Below are 16,361 nucleotides of genomic sequence, written 5' to 3' on the forward strand. Positions count from 1 at the left end.
GTAATACATTAGCCTTGCCGCGAATATGGCAAGGTTAAATACTTTTTGATAAGTTCATTAGTAGATTAGAATAACTCAAATAGCAGAATCATAAACAATAAACCGCCAATAAAAGAGTATGTTGATGTTTGTTCATTGCCATCGCCATGGCTTTCAGGGATCAGTTCTTTATAAATGATAAACAACATCGCGCCAGCAGCAAAAGCAAGGCCGTAAGGTATAAGCCCCTTCACAAAAGAAGTCGAATAATACCCGATCATTGAAGTTACAATTTCAATTGCACCTGTTAAAGTGGCGATGATAAATGCAGTAAATTTATTGATTTTCTGGTTGATTAAGAACAAAGCGACTAAAAACCCTTCCGGAGCATTTTGCAAACCGATTGCGAATGCAATTAAATTTCCGGTTTCTCCTGCACTTGAAGCATAACTGACACCGACCGACAACCCTTCCGGTATATTATGAAGAGTTATTGCTGTGATAATTAGCATAGCTTTTTCATCAAACTGAATATTTTTTTGGGAATGCTGCAATTCCATATGTGGAATATTCATTTCTAACAATGTTAATATTAGAACTCCAAGGAAAATTCCCGCGGCTAAAGGGACAAATCCCCCGTATTTAAGAGCCTCAGGGATGAGACCTATTGTTGAAGCAGCCATCATAATTCCTGCAGTAAATGCAAGCAGAACATCCCGCCAACCGTGTGTAATCGAACTTTGTAAAAACAGAATAATTAATGCTCCGAGTCCGGTGGAAAGAGCTGATAAAACACTCCCTAATATCACTTCATTCATAACAACTTCATACCTTTCTGTTGATAACCTTATTATATGGAATTTATAACCTTTCTTACAATAAAAATCATTCGAATACTTTGTACAATGTTTATATTTCGGTTTAACTGTCGAAATATTAAATTTTCTTACAAAATAAAAAAGGCATCTGCCCAATCATTCAAGCACCTGTTGACCTTCATAAATTCTTTCTCTTTTTTTGGAAGTGAATTTCAATAAAAAACCAGGGTGCTTTTGCATCCTGGTTTAAACATTATTATTTCTGTAATGTAAGCTTTTTATCAGAAGGAAGGAATATGGTAAGTATGCCGAGCAAAGGTAAAAAGCCAGTAAGGATTATGGTTTTCGTAAGTCCAATGATGTCTGCCAAGTACCCAATGCCGATTGATCCGAGAGCTCCCATCCCAAATGCCAGCCCAACTGTTAATCCCGCCATTGTGCCGATTTTCCCTGGTACTAGTTCTTGAGCATATACAACCGTTACTGAAAAGCTGGCCATCAAGATAAAACCGCTTATTGTCAGCAAAATAAAGGCTGCCACCGGCGGAACATGCGGAATTAAAATCGTAATCGGGGCGGCTGCAAGCATGGATAACAGAATAATCGTTTTTTTTCCGTATCTGTCTGAAAGCGGGCCGCCAAAAAATGTTCCGGCAGCACCGGCAACAAGAAAGGCAAACAAAAACAGCTGGGCCGTTTTAATGGAAAATGAATACTCGTTTATCGCATAAAATGCATAAAAGTTTGTCATGCCCGAAATGTACCATGACCGGGCAAAAATCAAAAATAAGATCAAAATAAGAGCGAACGCGACGGACTCTTTGCTTTTTATGCCATCACTTGAAGATGTTTTTTTCTTTTTAGCCGAATTGGTTTTCCCAATCTTTAAATTCATTGAGTACCAGTTGGCGATATAAATTAACAATCCTACCGCTACAGCGGCAACAAGGGTAAACCATAGAGCACCAATTTGTCCTAGTGGAACGAGAACCACTGCTGTAATAAGCGGTGCGAGCGCTTGGCCTGAATTGCCGCCAACCTGGTAAATGGACTGGGCCAAGCCGCGGCGCGGACCTGCTGCCATATAGGCAACCCTTGATCCTTCAGGGTGAAATACAGCAGACCCGAGCCCTATCAATAAAACAGAAATAACAATAATCTCAAATCTTGGAGCAAGAGCAAGCCCGAGAATGCCCAACAGGCTAAAGGTTAATCCGATGGGCAAAGCAAAAGGCTTTGGTTTTTTATCTGTATATATACCTACTACAGGCTGCATAATGGAGGAAACCATATTTAATGAAAATGCAATTAAACCCAATTGTGTAAAAGTCAGCCCCATCGATTTCTCAAGTACGGGGAACATAGCAGGTACAACAGCCTGAATCGTATCGTTCAGCAAATGACACAGGCCGATAATTAATAATATCTTAAAAGAGGTAGCTCCTTCTCCTGATCCTTGTTTCTTTGAAATCGGAGTTGCTGCCGCAGCATATTGGCTCATTTCATTTGTCTCCTTTCGGCCAAGCATTATACCCGTTTTTTTTTAAATGTACATTTTTTTATATCTCAGGCCGTGCTCTTTTAATCTTGTATTCTATTCAAATATCAAGCGGCAAAGTAATGACCGCTTTCGTGCCTTGTTGTTTATTGCTTAAAATCTGAATTGTTCCCCCAAAAGATTCAACAATTCGTTTGCATATGACAAGCCCCAATCCTGTTCCGGTATCTTTTGAAGTATAAAATGGGTCAAAAATCTTCGAAAGCTCTTCCTCTGCAATGCCTATCCCTGTATCCGTTACTTCGATCATGCATGATCGATTTTCTATTTTTAATTCGATTTTTAAGATTCCGCCGTCCGGCATCGATTCAAATGCATTTTTAGTTAAATTTAAAACGACCTGTTTTATTTGATCCTTTGTACATTTTACTAGTACAGGCTCTGGAGGGAGCAAACAATAATATCGAACGTTATAGAGATTTGCTTCTGATAAAATAATTGGATTAAGCTCAATAAAGATATTTCGCAAATCTAATACTTCTAATATTTGTGCAGTAGGTTTTCCAAGAATAAGAAATTCACTGACAATTTCATTGATCCTTTTAATTTCTTTATTAATAACTGAAAAATAGTACTGGTCTTTTTCGTCTTTGTATTTTTCGCTCAAAAGCTGAATAAGCCCTTTTATTCCGGTAAGCGGATTCCTGATTTCATGGGCAGTGCCGGCTGCCAGAGTTCCGACAAGCTCCAGCTTTTGAGCTTCATTTTGCGCCTTTTCCTTTGCTGCCTGCCTTTTTAATAAAATATACTTAACCAGTAAAAATAAAACATGGAACAAAATAAGAATTCCTATCAAAAATTCGATCATCTTAGGCAATATAGAAGATAATTGAAATTCCCGAATCTCTGCTTTAATACTCCATGGCAAAAGCTCGAGAGGCACGACTACCCATTGTTGAGTTTTCATTGATGAAGCAGCGGCCGTATTAATATTTATAATAGTTTTATCATCATCATTCACTATGTAAAGCTTTGTATCCGGTGTAAGTACCTTCATGATATTTTGGATATAATCGATGCGGAGATAGGCTACCAATATTGAATGAATTTCTTTTTTATCAGTAAAGACGGGCATGGCTAATCCGATTACTTTTTGTCCATTGCCGAGAATTTCGGGATGATCAGAAATGATCGTATCTTGCGTTAATATTGCAGTATTGATATAGTCACGCTCAGATAAATCTACATTGGATAAAAAATCGTTTGACCCGGTGATGACCTTGCCGGTTCGGTCAAGTAAATAAAGACCTCCATAACGAGGATCTCTTTGTTGTGTTTGCCGAAGAAGGGCTGTAAGATTTTCTGGATATTGCTGAGAATTTTCTACTAAGATTGAAATAATATCAAGACTTGTGACTGTCTGGGTTATTAATTGGTCCCAGCTCTTTTGATGAATGGAGGCGACCCATTTCGAGTGATTTTTTCTCTTCTGGAAATCCTCATCCAGCAGTTGATGAATGTGATAAAATGATCCCGCAAGCGCAGGAATAATAACAATAATAAGGTAAATGATAAAACTTTTCTTGAGTTTGCACATAATTAAACCTCAACTACAATTTCCAAACATCCTTTATTATAACATAATTTTGCAGATTCATGGTTTACACATACAAATTGGACAAAAAATTAGACCGGAACACAAACTTTGATAGTCAACGAGAGTTGCTTTCAATCATAATAGGATAATGATTGCAAAGCAATTCGATCAGTTGACATAATTGACAAAAATTTTCAATTTCTTTATAATTAGATGATACGAATATGAAAAAAGGAAGATTTTAAATGAGTTCTGAGAGTGTTAGCCAATCTTTAAAATTATTCATTGTTCTTTCTAGGGCTTATAAAGCGATCGATGAACAAGTTACTAAATTTATCCAATCAAACGGATTGAATCCGACTGAGTTTGCTGTTCTTGAATTACTTTATCATAAAGGGAGACAGCCGCTGCAGCAAATCGGCAATAAGATCTTGCTGGCAAGCGGGAGTATTACATATGTTGTTGACAAATTAGAGCAGAAAGGGTTATTGGTCCGCGCCGCCTGCCCGAATGACCGTAGAGTGACGTATGCTCAAATCACTGACAAAGGAAAATCGTTTATTGAGAGTATTTTTCCGGAGCATGAACAAAATATCCATCAGTTGATGAGCCATCTTACAGAAGAAGAAAAAGAAACAGCCATTTATTTGTTAAAAAAGCTTGGATTATCTGTTCGCAAATATTAGTGCGGTCCAATGGTGGACCGTTTTTTATTTGAACAAATAAAAGGAAAACTGCATGTGCCTGAAGAACTGTTTATATTGGTTTTCAATATTTATGTCAGGAAGGAAAAAATGAGATTTGAAGAATATACATATGCAAGGCCCGATGTCGAAAAAACCGAAAAGTTATTTCAATCTGCACTAGAAAAGTTTCAATCCGCTTCATCAGCTGAACAGCAAATTGAGGCTATAACAGAGATCAATAAAATTCGTAATAACATTAGCACGATGTTTAATCTTTGCTATATCAGGCACTCCATTAATACGAACGATGAATTTTATAAAAATGAACAGGATTACATGGATGAGATTCAGCCTGTAGTTGAAGGGCTTGTCACCAAATATTATGAGGCCCTTGTTCAATCGCCATTTCGAAAAGAGCTGGAAAAGAAGTGGGGAAAACAATTATTTGCATTGGCAGAGGCCCAGCTTAAAACCTTCTCGCCGGAAATTGTTCCCCTTCTTCAAAAAGAGAATAAACTTTCAACAGAATATACGAAATTGCTTGCTTCTGCCAAGATCTTTTTCGAAGGTGAGGAACGGACTCTTGCACAAATCGATCCGTTTACTGAATCAACAGATCGGGAGATGAGAAAAAGAGCGAGTGAAGCGAAGTTTGGTTTTCTAGCTGATCATGAGGAAACGCTCGATCGGATTTATGATGATCTTGTAAAAGTACGGACAGAAATTGCCCAAAAACTCGGGTATAAAAACTTTGTAGAACTCGGCTACTACCGTATGTACCGTACGGACTACAATGCTGAAATGGTTGCCAATTTCCGCAAGCAGGTGGAAGAATTTATCGTTCCGATTGCCACAAAACTAAAAGAACGCCAGCGTGATCGGATTGGTGTAGAAAAGTTAAAGTATTATGATGAAGGGTTTAACTTTAAGACCGGAAACCCTACGCCTAAAGGAAGCCCTGAATGGATTATCGAAAATGGGCAAAAGATGTATGATGAACTTTCAAAAGAAACAGGAGCATTTTTCCGCTATATGCGGGAAAACGGCTTAATGGATCTTGTTGCAAAAAAAGGAAAAGCGGGCGGAGGCTATTGTACATTCATTGAAGATTATAAATCTCCGTTTATTTTCTCAAACTTTAATGGAACATCAGGGGATATCGATGTATTAACACATGAAGCCGGACATGCCTTCCAAGTTTATTCAAGCAGACATTTTGATATCCCTGAATATTTTTGGCCAACTTACGAAGCTGCGGAAATTCATTCGATGAGCATGGAATTTTTCACTTGGCCATGGATGGAGTTGTTTTTTAAAGAAGATACAGAAAAATATAAGTTTGCTCATTTAAGTTCATCATTATTATTCCTTCCTTACGGGGTATCAGTTGACGAATTCCAACACTGGGTATATGAAAATCCGGGAGCAACTCCAAAAGAAAGAAAGCAGGCATGGAGGGAAATCGAAAAGAAATATTTGCCTCATAAAGATTATGATGGAAATGAGTATCTTGAAAACGGCGGATTTTGGCAGCGTCAAGGCCATATTTACAATTCTCCATTTTATTATATTGATTACACACTTGCACAAATTTGTGCTTTCCAATTCTGGAAACGTTCCAGGGAAAATCGGGAAGAAGCATGGCAAGATTATGTAAATCTTTGCAAACTCGGCGGCAGCCTTCCTTTTACGGAGCTTGTAAAAAAAGCCAACTTAATTTCTCCTTTCGAAGATGGGTGTGTCCAATCTGTCGTAGGTGAAATTGAAAATTGGCTAAATTCCGTTGATGATAAATCTTTATAAAAAAATCCCGGTTGCCCGGGATTTTTTTAAAACTGTCCAGCGCAGGCGCCTCGATTAGGCGCTTGCGCTTTTTTATTTTGCTGTTACGACAATCTTGTCATCTTGCAGTACTGCTTTCAATTCTTTTACATCAGGCTGATCCAGTACAAAATCAGCAATTTTATCTTCTAATTGTTCTTGAATGACGCGGCGAAGCGGTCGTGCACCGAATTCAGGAACAATCCCTAGTTCGACAAGCTTTTCTTTTACTTCAAGAGTTACTTCAATGTTTAGGCCTTGTTCCTGCAATGTTTCATTTAATTCTTTAAGCATTAAGTCTACAATTTTTAGAAGATCCTCTTTTTCAAGTGATTTAAACTCAATGATGCTGTCAAAGCGGTTTAAAAATTCAGGTTTGAAGAAGCTGCCAAGTGAATCGAGGATGCTTGTTTCATTTACTGCATCACTCTTATCAAATCCAACTTTAATCGGTCTATGACCGACACCGGCATTACTTGTCATAATAATGACAGTATCTTTAAAGCTGACTGTTCGGCCTTGGCTGTCTGTCAATCGGCCGTCCTCAAGAATTTGAAGGAACATGTGTTGAACATCCGGGTGCGCTTTTTCAATTTCATCAAGCAATATAATGCTGTATGGGTTGCGGCGCACTTTTTCAGTCAGTTGTCCTGCTTCTTCATGACCTACATATCCAGGAGGAGAGCCGATGATTTTCGATACGCTGTGTTTTTCCATATATTCGCTCATATCAAGGCGAATCATGGCATCTTTGGAACCAAATAATTCTTCAGCCAAAGTTTTTGTCAATTCTGTTTTACCGACTCCTGTCGGACCAACGAACAAGAATGATCCGATCGGACGGTTCTTTGCTTTAAGACCGGCGCGGCTTCTGCGTATTGCTTTCGCAACTTTCTTTACAGCTTCCTCTTGGCCGATTACTTTATTTGCAAGGTTTGCTTCAAGATTTTTTAATTTTGTTTGTTCATCTTCTTGAAGTTTTCCAACAGGAATACCTGTTTTCTTTTCGATAATTTCTTGAATGTGCTGAACGGTAATTTCCGGTCGGTCTGTACCGGTTTGGTCATTTAATAATTTTTCCAGTCTTGCTTCTTCATCACGAAGTCGAGCAGCTTTTTCATAGTTTTCTTCTTTTAAAGCAGCGTCTTTTTCTTTTGCAATTTCACTTAGACGTTTTTCGATTTGATCTCTATCCGGATTTCCTGACATTAGGTTCATTTTTGAACCGGCTTCGTCCATTAAGTCAATCGCTTTATCGGGAAGGAAGCGGTCTTGAATATAACGATGTGACAGATTCACACACGCTCTGATTGCTTCATCTGTGTACTTTACTTCATGATAATCCTCGTATTTTGACTGAATACCCTTCAAGATTTCATATGCTTTTTCAAGTGAAGGTTCGAGTACTTGCACCGGCTGGAAACGGCGTTCTAATGCAGGATCTTTTTCGATTTGGCGGTACTCTTTCAATGTAGTTGCCCCAACTACCTGAAGTTCGCCGCGGGCAAGAGCGGGTTTTAAAATATTTCCTGCATCCATAGACCCTTCTGCAGAACCGGCACCAACTATGAGATGAATTTCATCTATAAATAGAATAATGTTTTTTCTTGCTTGCAATTCAGAGATCAGTTGTTTCATTCTCTCTTCAAATTGACCGCGAATTCCAGTATTGGCAACAAGGGAAGCAACATCAAGCAAGTATACTTCTTTGTTAAGAAGTTTGGAAGGGACTTTTCCCTCCGCGATTTTTAAGGCAAGCCCTTCGACTACGGCTGTTTTTCCGACACCTGGTTCACCGATTAAGACCGGATTGTTTTTATTGCGGCGATTCAAAATTTCAATGACGCGGTTTACTTCTTCCTCGCGACCGATCACTGGATCGATGAGGCCGGCTTTTGCCAGTTGGGTTAAGTTGCGTCCAAATTGGTCGATAAAACCGTTGCCCCTATGGTTGGCTTGTTGGGCTTGTGCTCCGCTTATACCACTCATTCCAGTTATTCCGTTCATATCATTTTTCGGAAAGCTTGAAAATTGTTTAAACAAGTCCTCAAATGAAGATGGATTAAAGCCCGAAAATCCAATCATCGAAGGACCAAAAGCAGCGCCTAATTTTGATCTTTCTTTTTGGTAGCAATCATTGCAAAGATGATAATGCTGTTTGTTACCATTGATATTGACGTTCAATTCAATAACAGCTTCGTTGTTCTGGCAATTTTGGCAGATCATTTGAATTCCTCCTTTGACTTTGACTATCTTTGACCTTTCGACTTTAGTATACTTTGACCTTCTTTGACTTTCAAGTATTTTGTTTATAGTAATTTCTTCCATTTTTTAAAAAAGCTCGTCTTTCTTTGTCCTCTATTTCATATATATGGATTAGGGAGGGAACATAAGTGAAGACAAACTGGTCTCAAGCTCTACAAATTGCTGCCGTTTATGTCGGAACAGTTGTGGGAGCAGGATTTGCAACAGGAAAAGAAATAGTCGAATTTTTTTCGCGTTTTGGTTTTATTGGGCTGATTGGGATCTTAATGGGCGGCTATATTTTTATTTTTATTGGTTCAAAATTAATGAGAATGGCAGCTGCGATAGAGGCTGATTCATATCAAGATTTTAACCTTTATTTATTTGGCCGCCATTTCGGAACTCTTATCAATATCGTAATGCTTGGCATGCTGCTTGGCGTTTCCGCCGTTATGCTGTCAGGGGCCGGGGCAGTATTCGACGAGCAGCTGGGGCTATCAAGGATGGCAGGAATTATATTGACCATTGTTCTTTCCATATTCATAATGATTGTAGGAATTAAAGGGATATTTGCTGTTAATACGTTCGTTGTTCCGATGATGGTCACTTTTAGTTTTCTCTTAATGTTCATTTCAGTACAATTACCTCATTTTCAAGACAAAATTTTATCGATTCCTTTTGCAAAAGATGGCTGGAAATCAGTGGTTGCCCCGTTTTCATATACAGCTTTTAATCTTTCACTTGCTCAGGCAGTATTAGTGCCGGTTGCAAAGGAAATAAAAGACGATCAAACAATCAAATGGGGAGGAATTTTAGGAGGACTGGCACTAACTTTCATCTTATTGTCGAGCCATTCAACATTAATCATGCTCCCTGATTTTCAAAGTTATGAAATACCAATGGCAGTCACAATGAAAAATTTGGCTTCCGGATTTTATTGGATCTATGTGTTGATTATTTATGGGGAAATCTTTACATCGATCATAGGAAATATTTTCGGATTGGAAAGACAAATAAAGAAGTATGTAGCAACTCCATCTATTATAACTGTTTCAGGCATATTTGTTATTGTTTTTCTCATCAGTCTTGTTGATTACGGTACATTGCTCTCTTATTTATATCCTGTTTTTGGATATATTAGTTTAATCTTTATGATCTTATTATGGAATAAACCTTTCGAGAAAAAATGAAAAAAGTAAGGCCCGAATATAAGGGCCTTTTGTTTTATTTCTTTTCTTTCATGATTGTTTTTGCCATTTGTAGAAAGGCATCGCGATGGTCTGCATCATCTTTTGTATATATCGTAAGTTTTAATGGAAAATCTGAGTTGTTGATTAAATAAGCTGTTACAGTTTCACCGTTACTGGACGCTTCCATTACAGTACTGTTTTCAAATACTGTATCTTCAAGAGTTTTAATGTCATCACTTACAGCTTGCAATTGTGCTTTTGTTGTATCAGTAACCGTTTTCCAATCCTGATCATTCGGGATAAGCTCTATTCGCATAAAAATTTCTGCATTATCAGTCAAATAAAGCACATCTTTATAAGGCTCTTCTGCAGTCAGTTCATACTCAGGAAGTACGTACATGGAGTAATCTTCAGTATTGTTATATTTTAGAAAAGCCGTTTCTTCTTTTGTCTCTCCGTTAACTTTGTACTGAATGTTTTGTTCAGGTATGCGGATAACCCCGTTTTCTGTGTTTTCTTTATTCGTTTCATTTTTCGTATTTGAAGAATTACTATTTTGTTCTTGCTCTGCTGAGGCCGGTTGTTGCGGGTTGCTGTCATCATTTGCACTGTTTTTTGAGCTAGTGGCAATACCGCAGCCCGAAAGAGCGAGAGTTAGGATGACCAGAGAAAAAAAGAATTTTTTGTACTGTTTCATTTACAATTTATCCTCCCTGCGTTCATTAGAAACTTTTTTTCTTTAATTGACGATCTTTACGGCAATTTGTTAAGGGTTCAGCTTAATAAAACGATAACATGGAAAAATCGGACAAACAACCGAATTATGAACCGGGTATTTGGTCTTATTACTAAAAATACAGCCATTACGAGCTTGCACCTCATCGGAAAGGCATAAAAACAAATAAGAATAGATCAAATACTAAATGAGACACAATGACAAGAGGAATGCTTTTTTTCCATGCGTAAAGACATCCCCAAAAAATTCCGCTTATGAATGCTGCAAACGGCAAAATCATAAATTCCGAATAAATATTGACGCTTGCATATAATAAAGCAGCAATCACAATACTTAACGTACGATTTACATGTTTAGAAATCCTTTTTTGAACAAAACCCCGCCAAAATATTTCTTCACCTGGAATAATAACTAAAATTAATACGATATAATGCCATATCTCAGAAGGTGAATAGCGATGATAAAGTTTGCTGATGTCATTTTTGAATGGCAAATGAAGCCCATCAATCAAGCCATTTCCTGCTAAAAAAACAGCAAAAAGAACTAGTCCGGAACCAATTCCGTAGGACAAGTAGTTAATAAAAGATGCTTGGTCATCGACTTTTTCTTTCACAATTGCGTAGCTTATGAGTAGAAGCATGGACGCAGTAAGCATATACCAAAATACGGACTTATCTTCAAAAGTAAAAAAAAGCAGAAGATGTGCTAGAATAATTCCGATTATTAAAGTTAAATCGGAGGCGCACTTTTTCATCTATTCTTCTCCTTTCATTCTTGGACAACAAACCATATTGTAACAAAAAAGCATGATCAATTGTAAGGAAAAGATTTCTTTTCCTATTCGTGAAAATAACTTAACGTCCCGTGGAAAAACTAAAAAATGACGAAAGAAAGGAGGGTGCTATTTGACTAAGTCTAAAAAAGAAAAAGAGCGGGCATGGACAATACGAAAACAGGACCAAAATCCACACGGAAAAGTAAAATCATTTCAACAATTAGAACAAAACAAGAAATAATGATAAATTAAGGCTCCCTAAGATTTCGTTTTAGGGAGCAACCTTTTTTATATTTAAAATAACTAACTCACTTGTTAATATATTACTAGTAAAAAAAGTAGCCAATGCTGCCTTTAGATTACTCCCGCTCTACTTATTGTACTGTTTCTCTTATTATTTTATAATTTTTATGATTAACCACTGTCCGTTGCTCTAATTCAAGATCCCGGTAATTTTCCATATATGTTAAGTCAACGATTACAGAATTTTCATTGACCTTTTCTACGATGCCTTGTAAACCGTTTTTAAATTCTATTACATTTCCCACTTCAGCTTTTTTCAACCAGCCTCTCTCCTTTTTCTTACAATTTACATCTTAATACAAACAGTTTGTACAAAATAAACCTGTTCGTAAAGAAATGTATTTACAATGATTATGAAACTGTAAATACAGATAGCTTACCACAAAATCGGCTATTTTGAAATTACAATCCTATGAATTCCATAAATGATAGGAAGAGGGTTTTCGTTTATCATTAAGGTTAGAAATTTTCAACAAGAAATCAGGGGGATTACGGTAATGAATGAAGAAATGATTAATGAAGTACTGGATAAGCTAAAAACCGGTGAAATTTCTGAGTACTATGTTTCTAAAGATAATTTTCTTTCATTCCGCAGCGTTCTTGTCAAACGGCCGGATTTTAAACATTTTAGAGGGATCGCGCAGCGGGGGGGAGATGTAATTTATCGCTACCTTGAAACTCCAAGAAGTTAATTGTAGAAGAATATGTTTCTATATCTATTTTAAGTCGCGAAAATGAGGCTAGTCATAAGGGTCATGGGTCTGACCCTATGTTTTTGTATGTAAACAAAAAATTGGAAAAGAAAGCGCTTAACTAAAAAAGTTTAAAAAAAAACATTGAATTATTAGATGTTTCCGTTGTCTGTATAGTAAAGAAATGCTATTCTTTTTTTGGGATGTCAGTTGTCTGATGACTTAAAGAACATAATCAAAAAACCTGCAAAATACATGATAAAAATTTCGATGGAGAAAATAAAACTGTGTGGAATGAAATGATCGATCGCAGAATGAAAACTTATTCGTATGTTTTGCCGGCAGGTTGACTTAAATAAATGTATTTTTAAGTCAATAAGGCAACCATCTTTCAGTTTCCAAATACACCCATGATATTATCTATTAAGTAAAGGAGTATGATTTTATAATGGTCGAAAAACAATTTAAAGTAATCGCTGAAACAGGCATTCATGCCCGTCCTGCAACTTTACTTGTACAAGCTGCAAGCAAATTTGATTCTGAAATTACTCTTGAATACAAAGAGAAAAAAGTTAACTTAAAATCAATCATGGGAGTTATGTCGCTTGGTGTTGGAAAGGGTGCCGATATCAAAATTATTGCCGAAGGAAGCGATGAAGAAGAAGCGATGAGAAGCTTAGAAGAGACATTGAATAAAGAAGGTTTGGCGGAATAATGGATTTTTTGAAGGGAATCGCCGCTTCCAGTGGAATTGCGATTGCAAAAGCATACATGTTAGCAGAGCCCGATCTTTCTTTTGAAAAGAAGACTGTAGATGATTCAGCGAAGGAAATTGACCGTTTTCAGTCTGCTTTAACAAAAGCAAAGACAGAGCTTGAAAGTATTCGCGATCGTGCAAAGACAGAGCTGGGAGCTGATAAAGCGGCAATTTTTGAGGCACATCTGTTAGTGTTAAGCGATCCTGAACTGATCACCCAAATCGAAGATAAAATTAAAACTGAAAAAGTAAACGCAGAGTATGCACTTAAGGAAACAACTGACATGTTCATTGCTATGTTTGAGCAAATGGATAATGAATATATGAAGGAACGTGCTGCAGACATTCGCGATGTAACAAAACGGGTACTTTCTCATCTGCTCGGTTTGCAAATTTCAAATCCAAGCATGATTAATGAGGAAGTTATCATTGTTGCGGAAGATTTAACACCTTCAGATACAGCTCAATTGAACCGTCAATATGTGAAAGGCTTTACAACAGATATTGGCGGAAGAACTTCTCACTCAGCGATTATGGCTCGTTCTATGGAAATTCCGGCCGTTGTCGGAACAAAAACGGTCACGAAAGAAATTAAGAACGGTGACTTAATCATTGTTGATGGATTAAAAGGAGAAGTCCATATTAACCCATCACAAGAAACGATCGAAAAATATAAAAAAGAGCAAGCTGATTATGAAGCACAAAAAGCTGAATGGGCTAAGCTTGTGAATGAAAAGTCGTTTTCAAAAGACGGCCATCAAGTTGAGCTTGCCGCCAATATTGGAACGCCAAATGATTTAGAAGGTGTTATTAATAACGGCGGGGAAGGAATTGGATTGTACCGGACGGAATTTCTTTACATGGGACGCGACCAGCTTCCGACTGAAGAAGAGCAATTTGAGGCGTATAAAGCGGTCCTTGAAGGAATGAAAGGAAAACCGGTTGTCGTTCGAACTCTTGATATCGGAGGAGACAAAGAACTTCCATATTTGAACCTTCCAAAAGAAATGAACCCATTTCTCGGATTCAGGGCGATTCGCCTATGTCTTGAAGAGCAAGACATGTTCCGAACACAGCTCAGGGCTTTATTAAGAGCCAGCAGCTATGGAAACTTGAAAATTATGTTTCCGATGATTGCAACACTTGATGAGTTCCGTGAAGCAAAAGCTATTTTTGAAGAAGAGAAAGAAAAGCTTGCTTCAAATGGAACAGTTGTTTCGGACAATATTGAAATCGGTATCATGGTTGAAATTCCGTCCACTGCGATCTTAGCCGATCAGTTTGCCAAAGAAGTTGACTTCTTCAGTATTGGAACAAATGATTTAATTCAATATACAATGGCAGCTGACCGCATGAATGAGCGTGTTTCCTATTTGTATCAGCCATACCACCCGGCTATTTTGCGTCTGGTTAAAATGGTGATTGATGCAGCTCATAAAGAGGGCAAGTGGGTTGGAATGTGCGGTGAAATGGCAGGGGATGAAATTGCTATTCCAATCCTTCTCGGTCTCGGCTTAGATGAATTCTCAATGAGTGCAACTTCCATTTTAAAAGCACGTTCACAGATTCGCCAACTATCAAAGGGCGAAATGGAAAAACTGGCTGAACAAGTCTTGCAAATGAAAACAACAGAAGAAGTAGTACAAACAGTTAAATCTGCAACGAAAATCTATTAATATAGATTTTCACTCGATGTTTTACCATCGACAATTGGATAAATAGGAAATAAGCTAATCATTCTTGTTTTCCCCTTTTTTTACCGGATGTGCCGGTCTATTTTTTTGTTCAAGAAAGCTTTTTTTCTTTTTTTTCAGTATAATGAAAATAAAGAGTAGAGGAGGATTTTTATGGATCTTAAACTTTCCGGAAAGACTGCTTTAATTGCTGCATCTAGCCAAGGATTGGGACGGGCTATTGCAGAAGGACTGTTAAAAGAAGGAGCGAATGTTGTTATATCAGGGCGAGATGAATCAAAGTTAAAACAGGTGGTAACAGAAATCGATCCTGAAGGGTCAGGAAAAGCTACGTTTGTTCGAGCAGATGTTACAAATCAAGATGATATAAAACAAATGGTTCAAACAGCAATTGATTCTTTCGGAAGACTCGACATTCTTGTCAATAATGCCGGCGGCCCGCCTGCAGGTTCTTTTGAAACACTTACAGATGAAGATTGGCAGGCATCATTTGAATTAAATTTGCTTTCTTACATCAGGCTGATCAGGGAAGCGTTGCCTGCTCTAAAGACGAATGGCGGTAAAATTATTAATATTGCATCATCATCCATAAAAGAACCAATTCCTGGGTTGATTCTTTCTAATACATTCAGAACAGCAATTGTCGGGCTGTCGAAAACACTTGCACAAGAACTTGCCCCTTATAACATTTTAATTAATACAGTTGCTCCCGGAAGAATAGCGACTGACCGCGTAAGGCACCTCGACCAAGTGAATGCTGAAAAACTTGGAATTACGAGAGAAGAAGTCGAAGCAAAGATGAAGGAGTCGATCCCATTGAAACGGTATGGAACTCCTCAAGAGTTTGCAAATTTTGTTGTTTTCCTGGCATCTGAGGCAAATACTTATGTAACGGGCAGTTCGTTTCTAGTCGACGGCGGAATGGTCAAATCGATTTAAAAGCCTTTTCGTTTTTGCAGGTAAAATTTCAATTATTTCTCTTTCCATACGTTTATTGCCATTAAGAATGGGCAAAGGTATGCATATGGAAGGAGGAATGCAATATAAAAAATAAATTTCTCTTGTTACCTGCATTATTTGTGAATATTCTTCTGCTTTCTGGCTGTATGTTTGGATCTGAACAGCTGATTGCAAACCGGCATGCAGAAGTGCTATTAACAAATAGCAATGAATTGCAATTCCGTTTTAAAATTAATGAAAATCTATTTGCCGACCATTCAACCTATAAAGTAAGAATTTCGATTCACGACAAACAATTGGCAGCGGCTCTTGGTGCAACACAAATTGTCTACGGGGAAAACGAAGTTATTAATGGCGAATACATAGAGGCAAATGATTCGAATGAGCGAGTCATTTTTATGGAACCTATTCCTTTAAAAAATGATATTCATGTTTTCGAGATAGAAAACATGATTATTAAAGACAAGGCAGTTTCAATCGAAGTGTTTAATGATGAAGGTGTATTAGGCCAGACTTACTTGACAAATTTTTCAAGCCAGCTTTAATTTGGTTTATCGATTCAGAAAACGGGTAATATAAATTACGCGCATAAAATTGGAGAATAAATTGGC

Annotated in this window: 16 protein-coding genes; 9 read left to right on the forward strand and 7 right to left on the reverse strand. The window is 37.5% G+C overall.

Annotated features, from left to right (window positions below; genetic code table 11):
- Positions 1–65: 65 nt before the first annotated feature.
- The 3 genes from C0966_RS02845 to C0966_RS02855 form a co-directional block, all read right to left on the reverse strand.
- Entirely contained in the window at positions 66–797 is a 732-nt protein-coding gene (locus C0966_RS02845; RefSeq protein ID WP_274853683.1) for a ZIP family metal transporter, read from the reverse strand.
- Between the two features lie 256 nt (positions 798–1,053).
- On the reverse strand, positions 1,054–2,298 hold the full coding sequence (locus C0966_RS02850) for an MFS transporter (RefSeq protein WP_274853686.1): 1,245 nt from the start codon (positions 2,296–2,298) through the stop codon (positions 1,054–1,056).
- Between the two features lie 97 nt (positions 2,299–2,395).
- Positions 2,396–3,892, reverse strand: a complete 1,497-nt coding sequence (locus C0966_RS02855; RefSeq protein ID WP_274853687.1) for a PAS domain-containing sensor histidine kinase — start codon at positions 3,890–3,892, stop codon at positions 2,396–2,398.
- 245 nt (positions 3,893–4,137) lie between these two features.
- On the opposite strand from C0966_RS02855, the gene C0966_RS02860 reads away from it, so the two are divergent.
- Together C0966_RS02860 and C0966_RS02865 are read left to right on the forward strand one after the other, a co-directional pair.
- On the forward strand, positions 4,138–4,578 hold the full coding sequence (locus tag C0966_RS02860) for a MarR family winged helix-turn-helix transcriptional regulator (RefSeq protein ID WP_274853688.1): 441 nt from the start codon (positions 4,138–4,140) through the stop codon (positions 4,576–4,578).
- A gap of 108 nt (positions 4,579–4,686) precedes the next feature.
- Complete coding sequence (locus C0966_RS02865) at positions 4,687–6,381, forward strand: M3 family oligoendopeptidase (protein WP_274853689.1); 1,695 nt, start codon at positions 4,687–4,689, stop codon at positions 6,379–6,381.
- A gap of 72 nt (positions 6,382–6,453) precedes the next feature.
- On the opposite strand, the gene C0966_RS02870 is transcribed toward C0966_RS02865, so the two are convergent.
- On the reverse strand, positions 6,454–8,625 hold the full coding sequence (locus C0966_RS02870) for an ATP-dependent Clp protease ATP-binding subunit (RefSeq protein ID WP_274853690.1): 2,172 nt from the start codon (positions 8,623–8,625) through the stop codon (positions 6,454–6,456).
- A gap of 167 nt (positions 8,626–8,792) precedes the next feature.
- On the opposite strand from C0966_RS02870, the gene C0966_RS02875 reads away from it, so the two are divergent.
- On the forward strand, positions 8,793–9,833 hold the full coding sequence (locus tag C0966_RS02875; RefSeq protein WP_274853691.1) for a YkvI family membrane protein: 1,041 nt from the start codon (positions 8,793–8,795) through the stop codon (positions 9,831–9,833).
- A gap of 34 nt (positions 9,834–9,867) precedes the next feature.
- On the opposite strand, the gene C0966_RS02880 is transcribed toward C0966_RS02875, so the two are convergent.
- Together C0966_RS02880 and C0966_RS02885 are read right to left on the reverse strand one after the other, a co-directional pair.
- Positions 9,868–10,530: a hypothetical protein gene (locus C0966_RS02880; protein WP_274853692.1), complete on the reverse strand. Its 663-nt coding sequence runs from the start codon at positions 10,528–10,530 to the stop codon at positions 9,868–9,870.
- Between the two features lie 181 nt (positions 10,531–10,711).
- Positions 10,712–11,323 (reverse strand): CPBP family intramembrane glutamic endopeptidase, encoded by a 612-nt coding sequence (locus C0966_RS02885; RefSeq protein ID WP_274853693.1) that lies wholly within the window; start codon positions 11,321–11,323, stop codon positions 10,712–10,714.
- 151 nt (positions 11,324–11,474) lie between these two features.
- Between C0966_RS02885 and C0966_RS02890 the strand changes: the two genes are divergently transcribed.
- Positions 11,475–11,585 (forward strand): DUF6254 family protein, encoded by a 111-nt coding sequence (locus tag C0966_RS02890; RefSeq protein WP_274853694.1) that lies wholly within the window; start codon positions 11,475–11,477, stop codon positions 11,583–11,585.
- Positions 11,586–11,718: 133 nt separating this feature from the next.
- Here C0966_RS02890 and C0966_RS02895 read toward each other — a convergent pair whose 3' ends face one another.
- Positions 11,719–11,907, reverse strand: a complete 189-nt coding sequence (locus tag C0966_RS02895) for a YkvS family protein (protein WP_274853695.1) — start codon at positions 11,905–11,907, stop codon at positions 11,719–11,721.
- Positions 11,908–12,144: 237 nt separating this feature from the next.
- On the opposite strand from C0966_RS02895, the gene C0966_RS02900 reads away from it, so the two are divergent.
- From C0966_RS02900 to C0966_RS02920, 5 genes are all read left to right on the forward strand, one after another.
- A complete protein-coding gene (locus tag C0966_RS02900; RefSeq protein ID WP_274853696.1) occupies positions 12,145–12,339 on the forward strand; it encodes a hypothetical protein in 195 nt (64 codons plus the stop codon).
- A gap of 448 nt (positions 12,340–12,787) precedes the next feature.
- Complete coding sequence (locus C0966_RS02905) at positions 12,788–13,054, forward strand: phosphocarrier protein HPr (protein WP_274853697.1); 267 nt, start codon at positions 12,788–12,790, stop codon at positions 13,052–13,054.
- On the forward strand, positions 13,054–14,772 hold the full coding sequence (gene ptsP, locus C0966_RS02910) for a phosphoenolpyruvate--protein phosphotransferase (protein WP_274853699.1): 1,719 nt from the start codon (positions 13,054–13,056) through the stop codon (positions 14,770–14,772). The genes C0966_RS02905 and ptsP overlap by 1 nt, the downstream gene beginning before the upstream one ends.
- Before the next feature lie 171 nt (positions 14,773–14,943).
- Positions 14,944–15,729, forward strand: coding sequence for an SDR family oxidoreductase (locus C0966_RS02915; RefSeq protein WP_274853701.1), 786 nt, complete (start codon positions 14,944–14,946; stop codon positions 15,727–15,729).
- 167 nt (positions 15,730–15,896) lie between these two features.
- Positions 15,897–16,295, forward strand: a complete 399-nt coding sequence (locus tag C0966_RS02920; protein ID WP_342456711.1) for a hypothetical protein — start codon at positions 15,897–15,899, stop codon at positions 16,293–16,295.
- Positions 16,296–16,361 lie beyond the last annotated feature (66 nt).

This window comes from Bacillus methanolicus (assembly GCF_028888695.1).
GTDB lineage: Bacteria > Bacillota > Bacilli > Bacillales > Cytobacillaceae > Bacillus_Z > Bacillus_Z methanolicus_B.

What these genes read in the sequence shown, in the direction of transcription:
- C0966_RS02885 (WP_274853693.1), bottom strand. Translation starts at nt 11,323, where the DNA reads ATGAAAAAGTGCGCCTCCGATTTAACTTTAATAATCGGAATTATTCTA.
- C0966_RS02865 (WP_274853689.1), top strand. Translation starts at nt 4,687, where the DNA reads ATGAGATTTGAAGAATATACATATGCAAGGCCCGATGTCGAAAAAACC.
- ptsP (WP_274853699.1), top strand. Translation starts at nt 13,054, where the DNA reads ATGGATTTTTTGAAGGGAATCGCCGCTTCCAGTGGAATTGCGATTGCA.
- C0966_RS02870 (WP_274853690.1), bottom strand. Translation starts at nt 8,625, where the DNA reads ATGATCTGCCAAAATTGCCAGAACAACGAAGCTGTTATTGAATTGAAC.
- C0966_RS02900 (WP_274853696.1), top strand. Translation starts at nt 12,145, where the DNA reads ATGAATGAAGAAATGATTAATGAAGTACTGGATAAGCTAAAAACCGGT.
- C0966_RS02880 (WP_274853692.1), bottom strand. Translation starts at nt 10,530, where the DNA reads ATGAAACAGTACAAAAAATTCTTTTTTTCTCTGGTCATCCTAACTCTC.
- C0966_RS02855 (WP_274853687.1), bottom strand. Translation starts at nt 3,892, where the DNA reads ATGTGCAAACTCAAGAAAAGTTTTATCATTTACCTTATTATTGTTATT.
- C0966_RS02905 (WP_274853697.1), top strand. Translation starts at nt 12,788, where the DNA reads ATGGTCGAAAAACAATTTAAAGTAATCGCTGAAACAGGCATTCATGCC.
- C0966_RS02850 (WP_274853686.1), bottom strand. Translation starts at nt 2,298, where the DNA reads ATGAGCCAATATGCTGCGGCAGCAACTCCGATTTCAAAGAAACAAGGA.
- C0966_RS02845 (WP_274853683.1), bottom strand. Translation starts at nt 797, where the DNA reads ATGAATGAAGTGATATTAGGGAGTGTTTTATCAGCTCTTTCCACCGGA.
- C0966_RS02860 (WP_274853688.1), top strand. Translation starts at nt 4,138, where the DNA reads ATGAGTTCTGAGAGTGTTAGCCAATCTTTAAAATTATTCATTGTTCTT.
- C0966_RS02915 (WP_274853701.1), top strand. Translation starts at nt 14,944, where the DNA reads ATGGATCTTAAACTTTCCGGAAAGACTGCTTTAATTGCTGCATCTAGC.
- C0966_RS02920 (WP_342456711.1), top strand. Translation starts at nt 15,897, where the DNA reads ATGTTTGGATCTGAACAGCTGATTGCAAACCGGCATGCAGAAGTGCTA.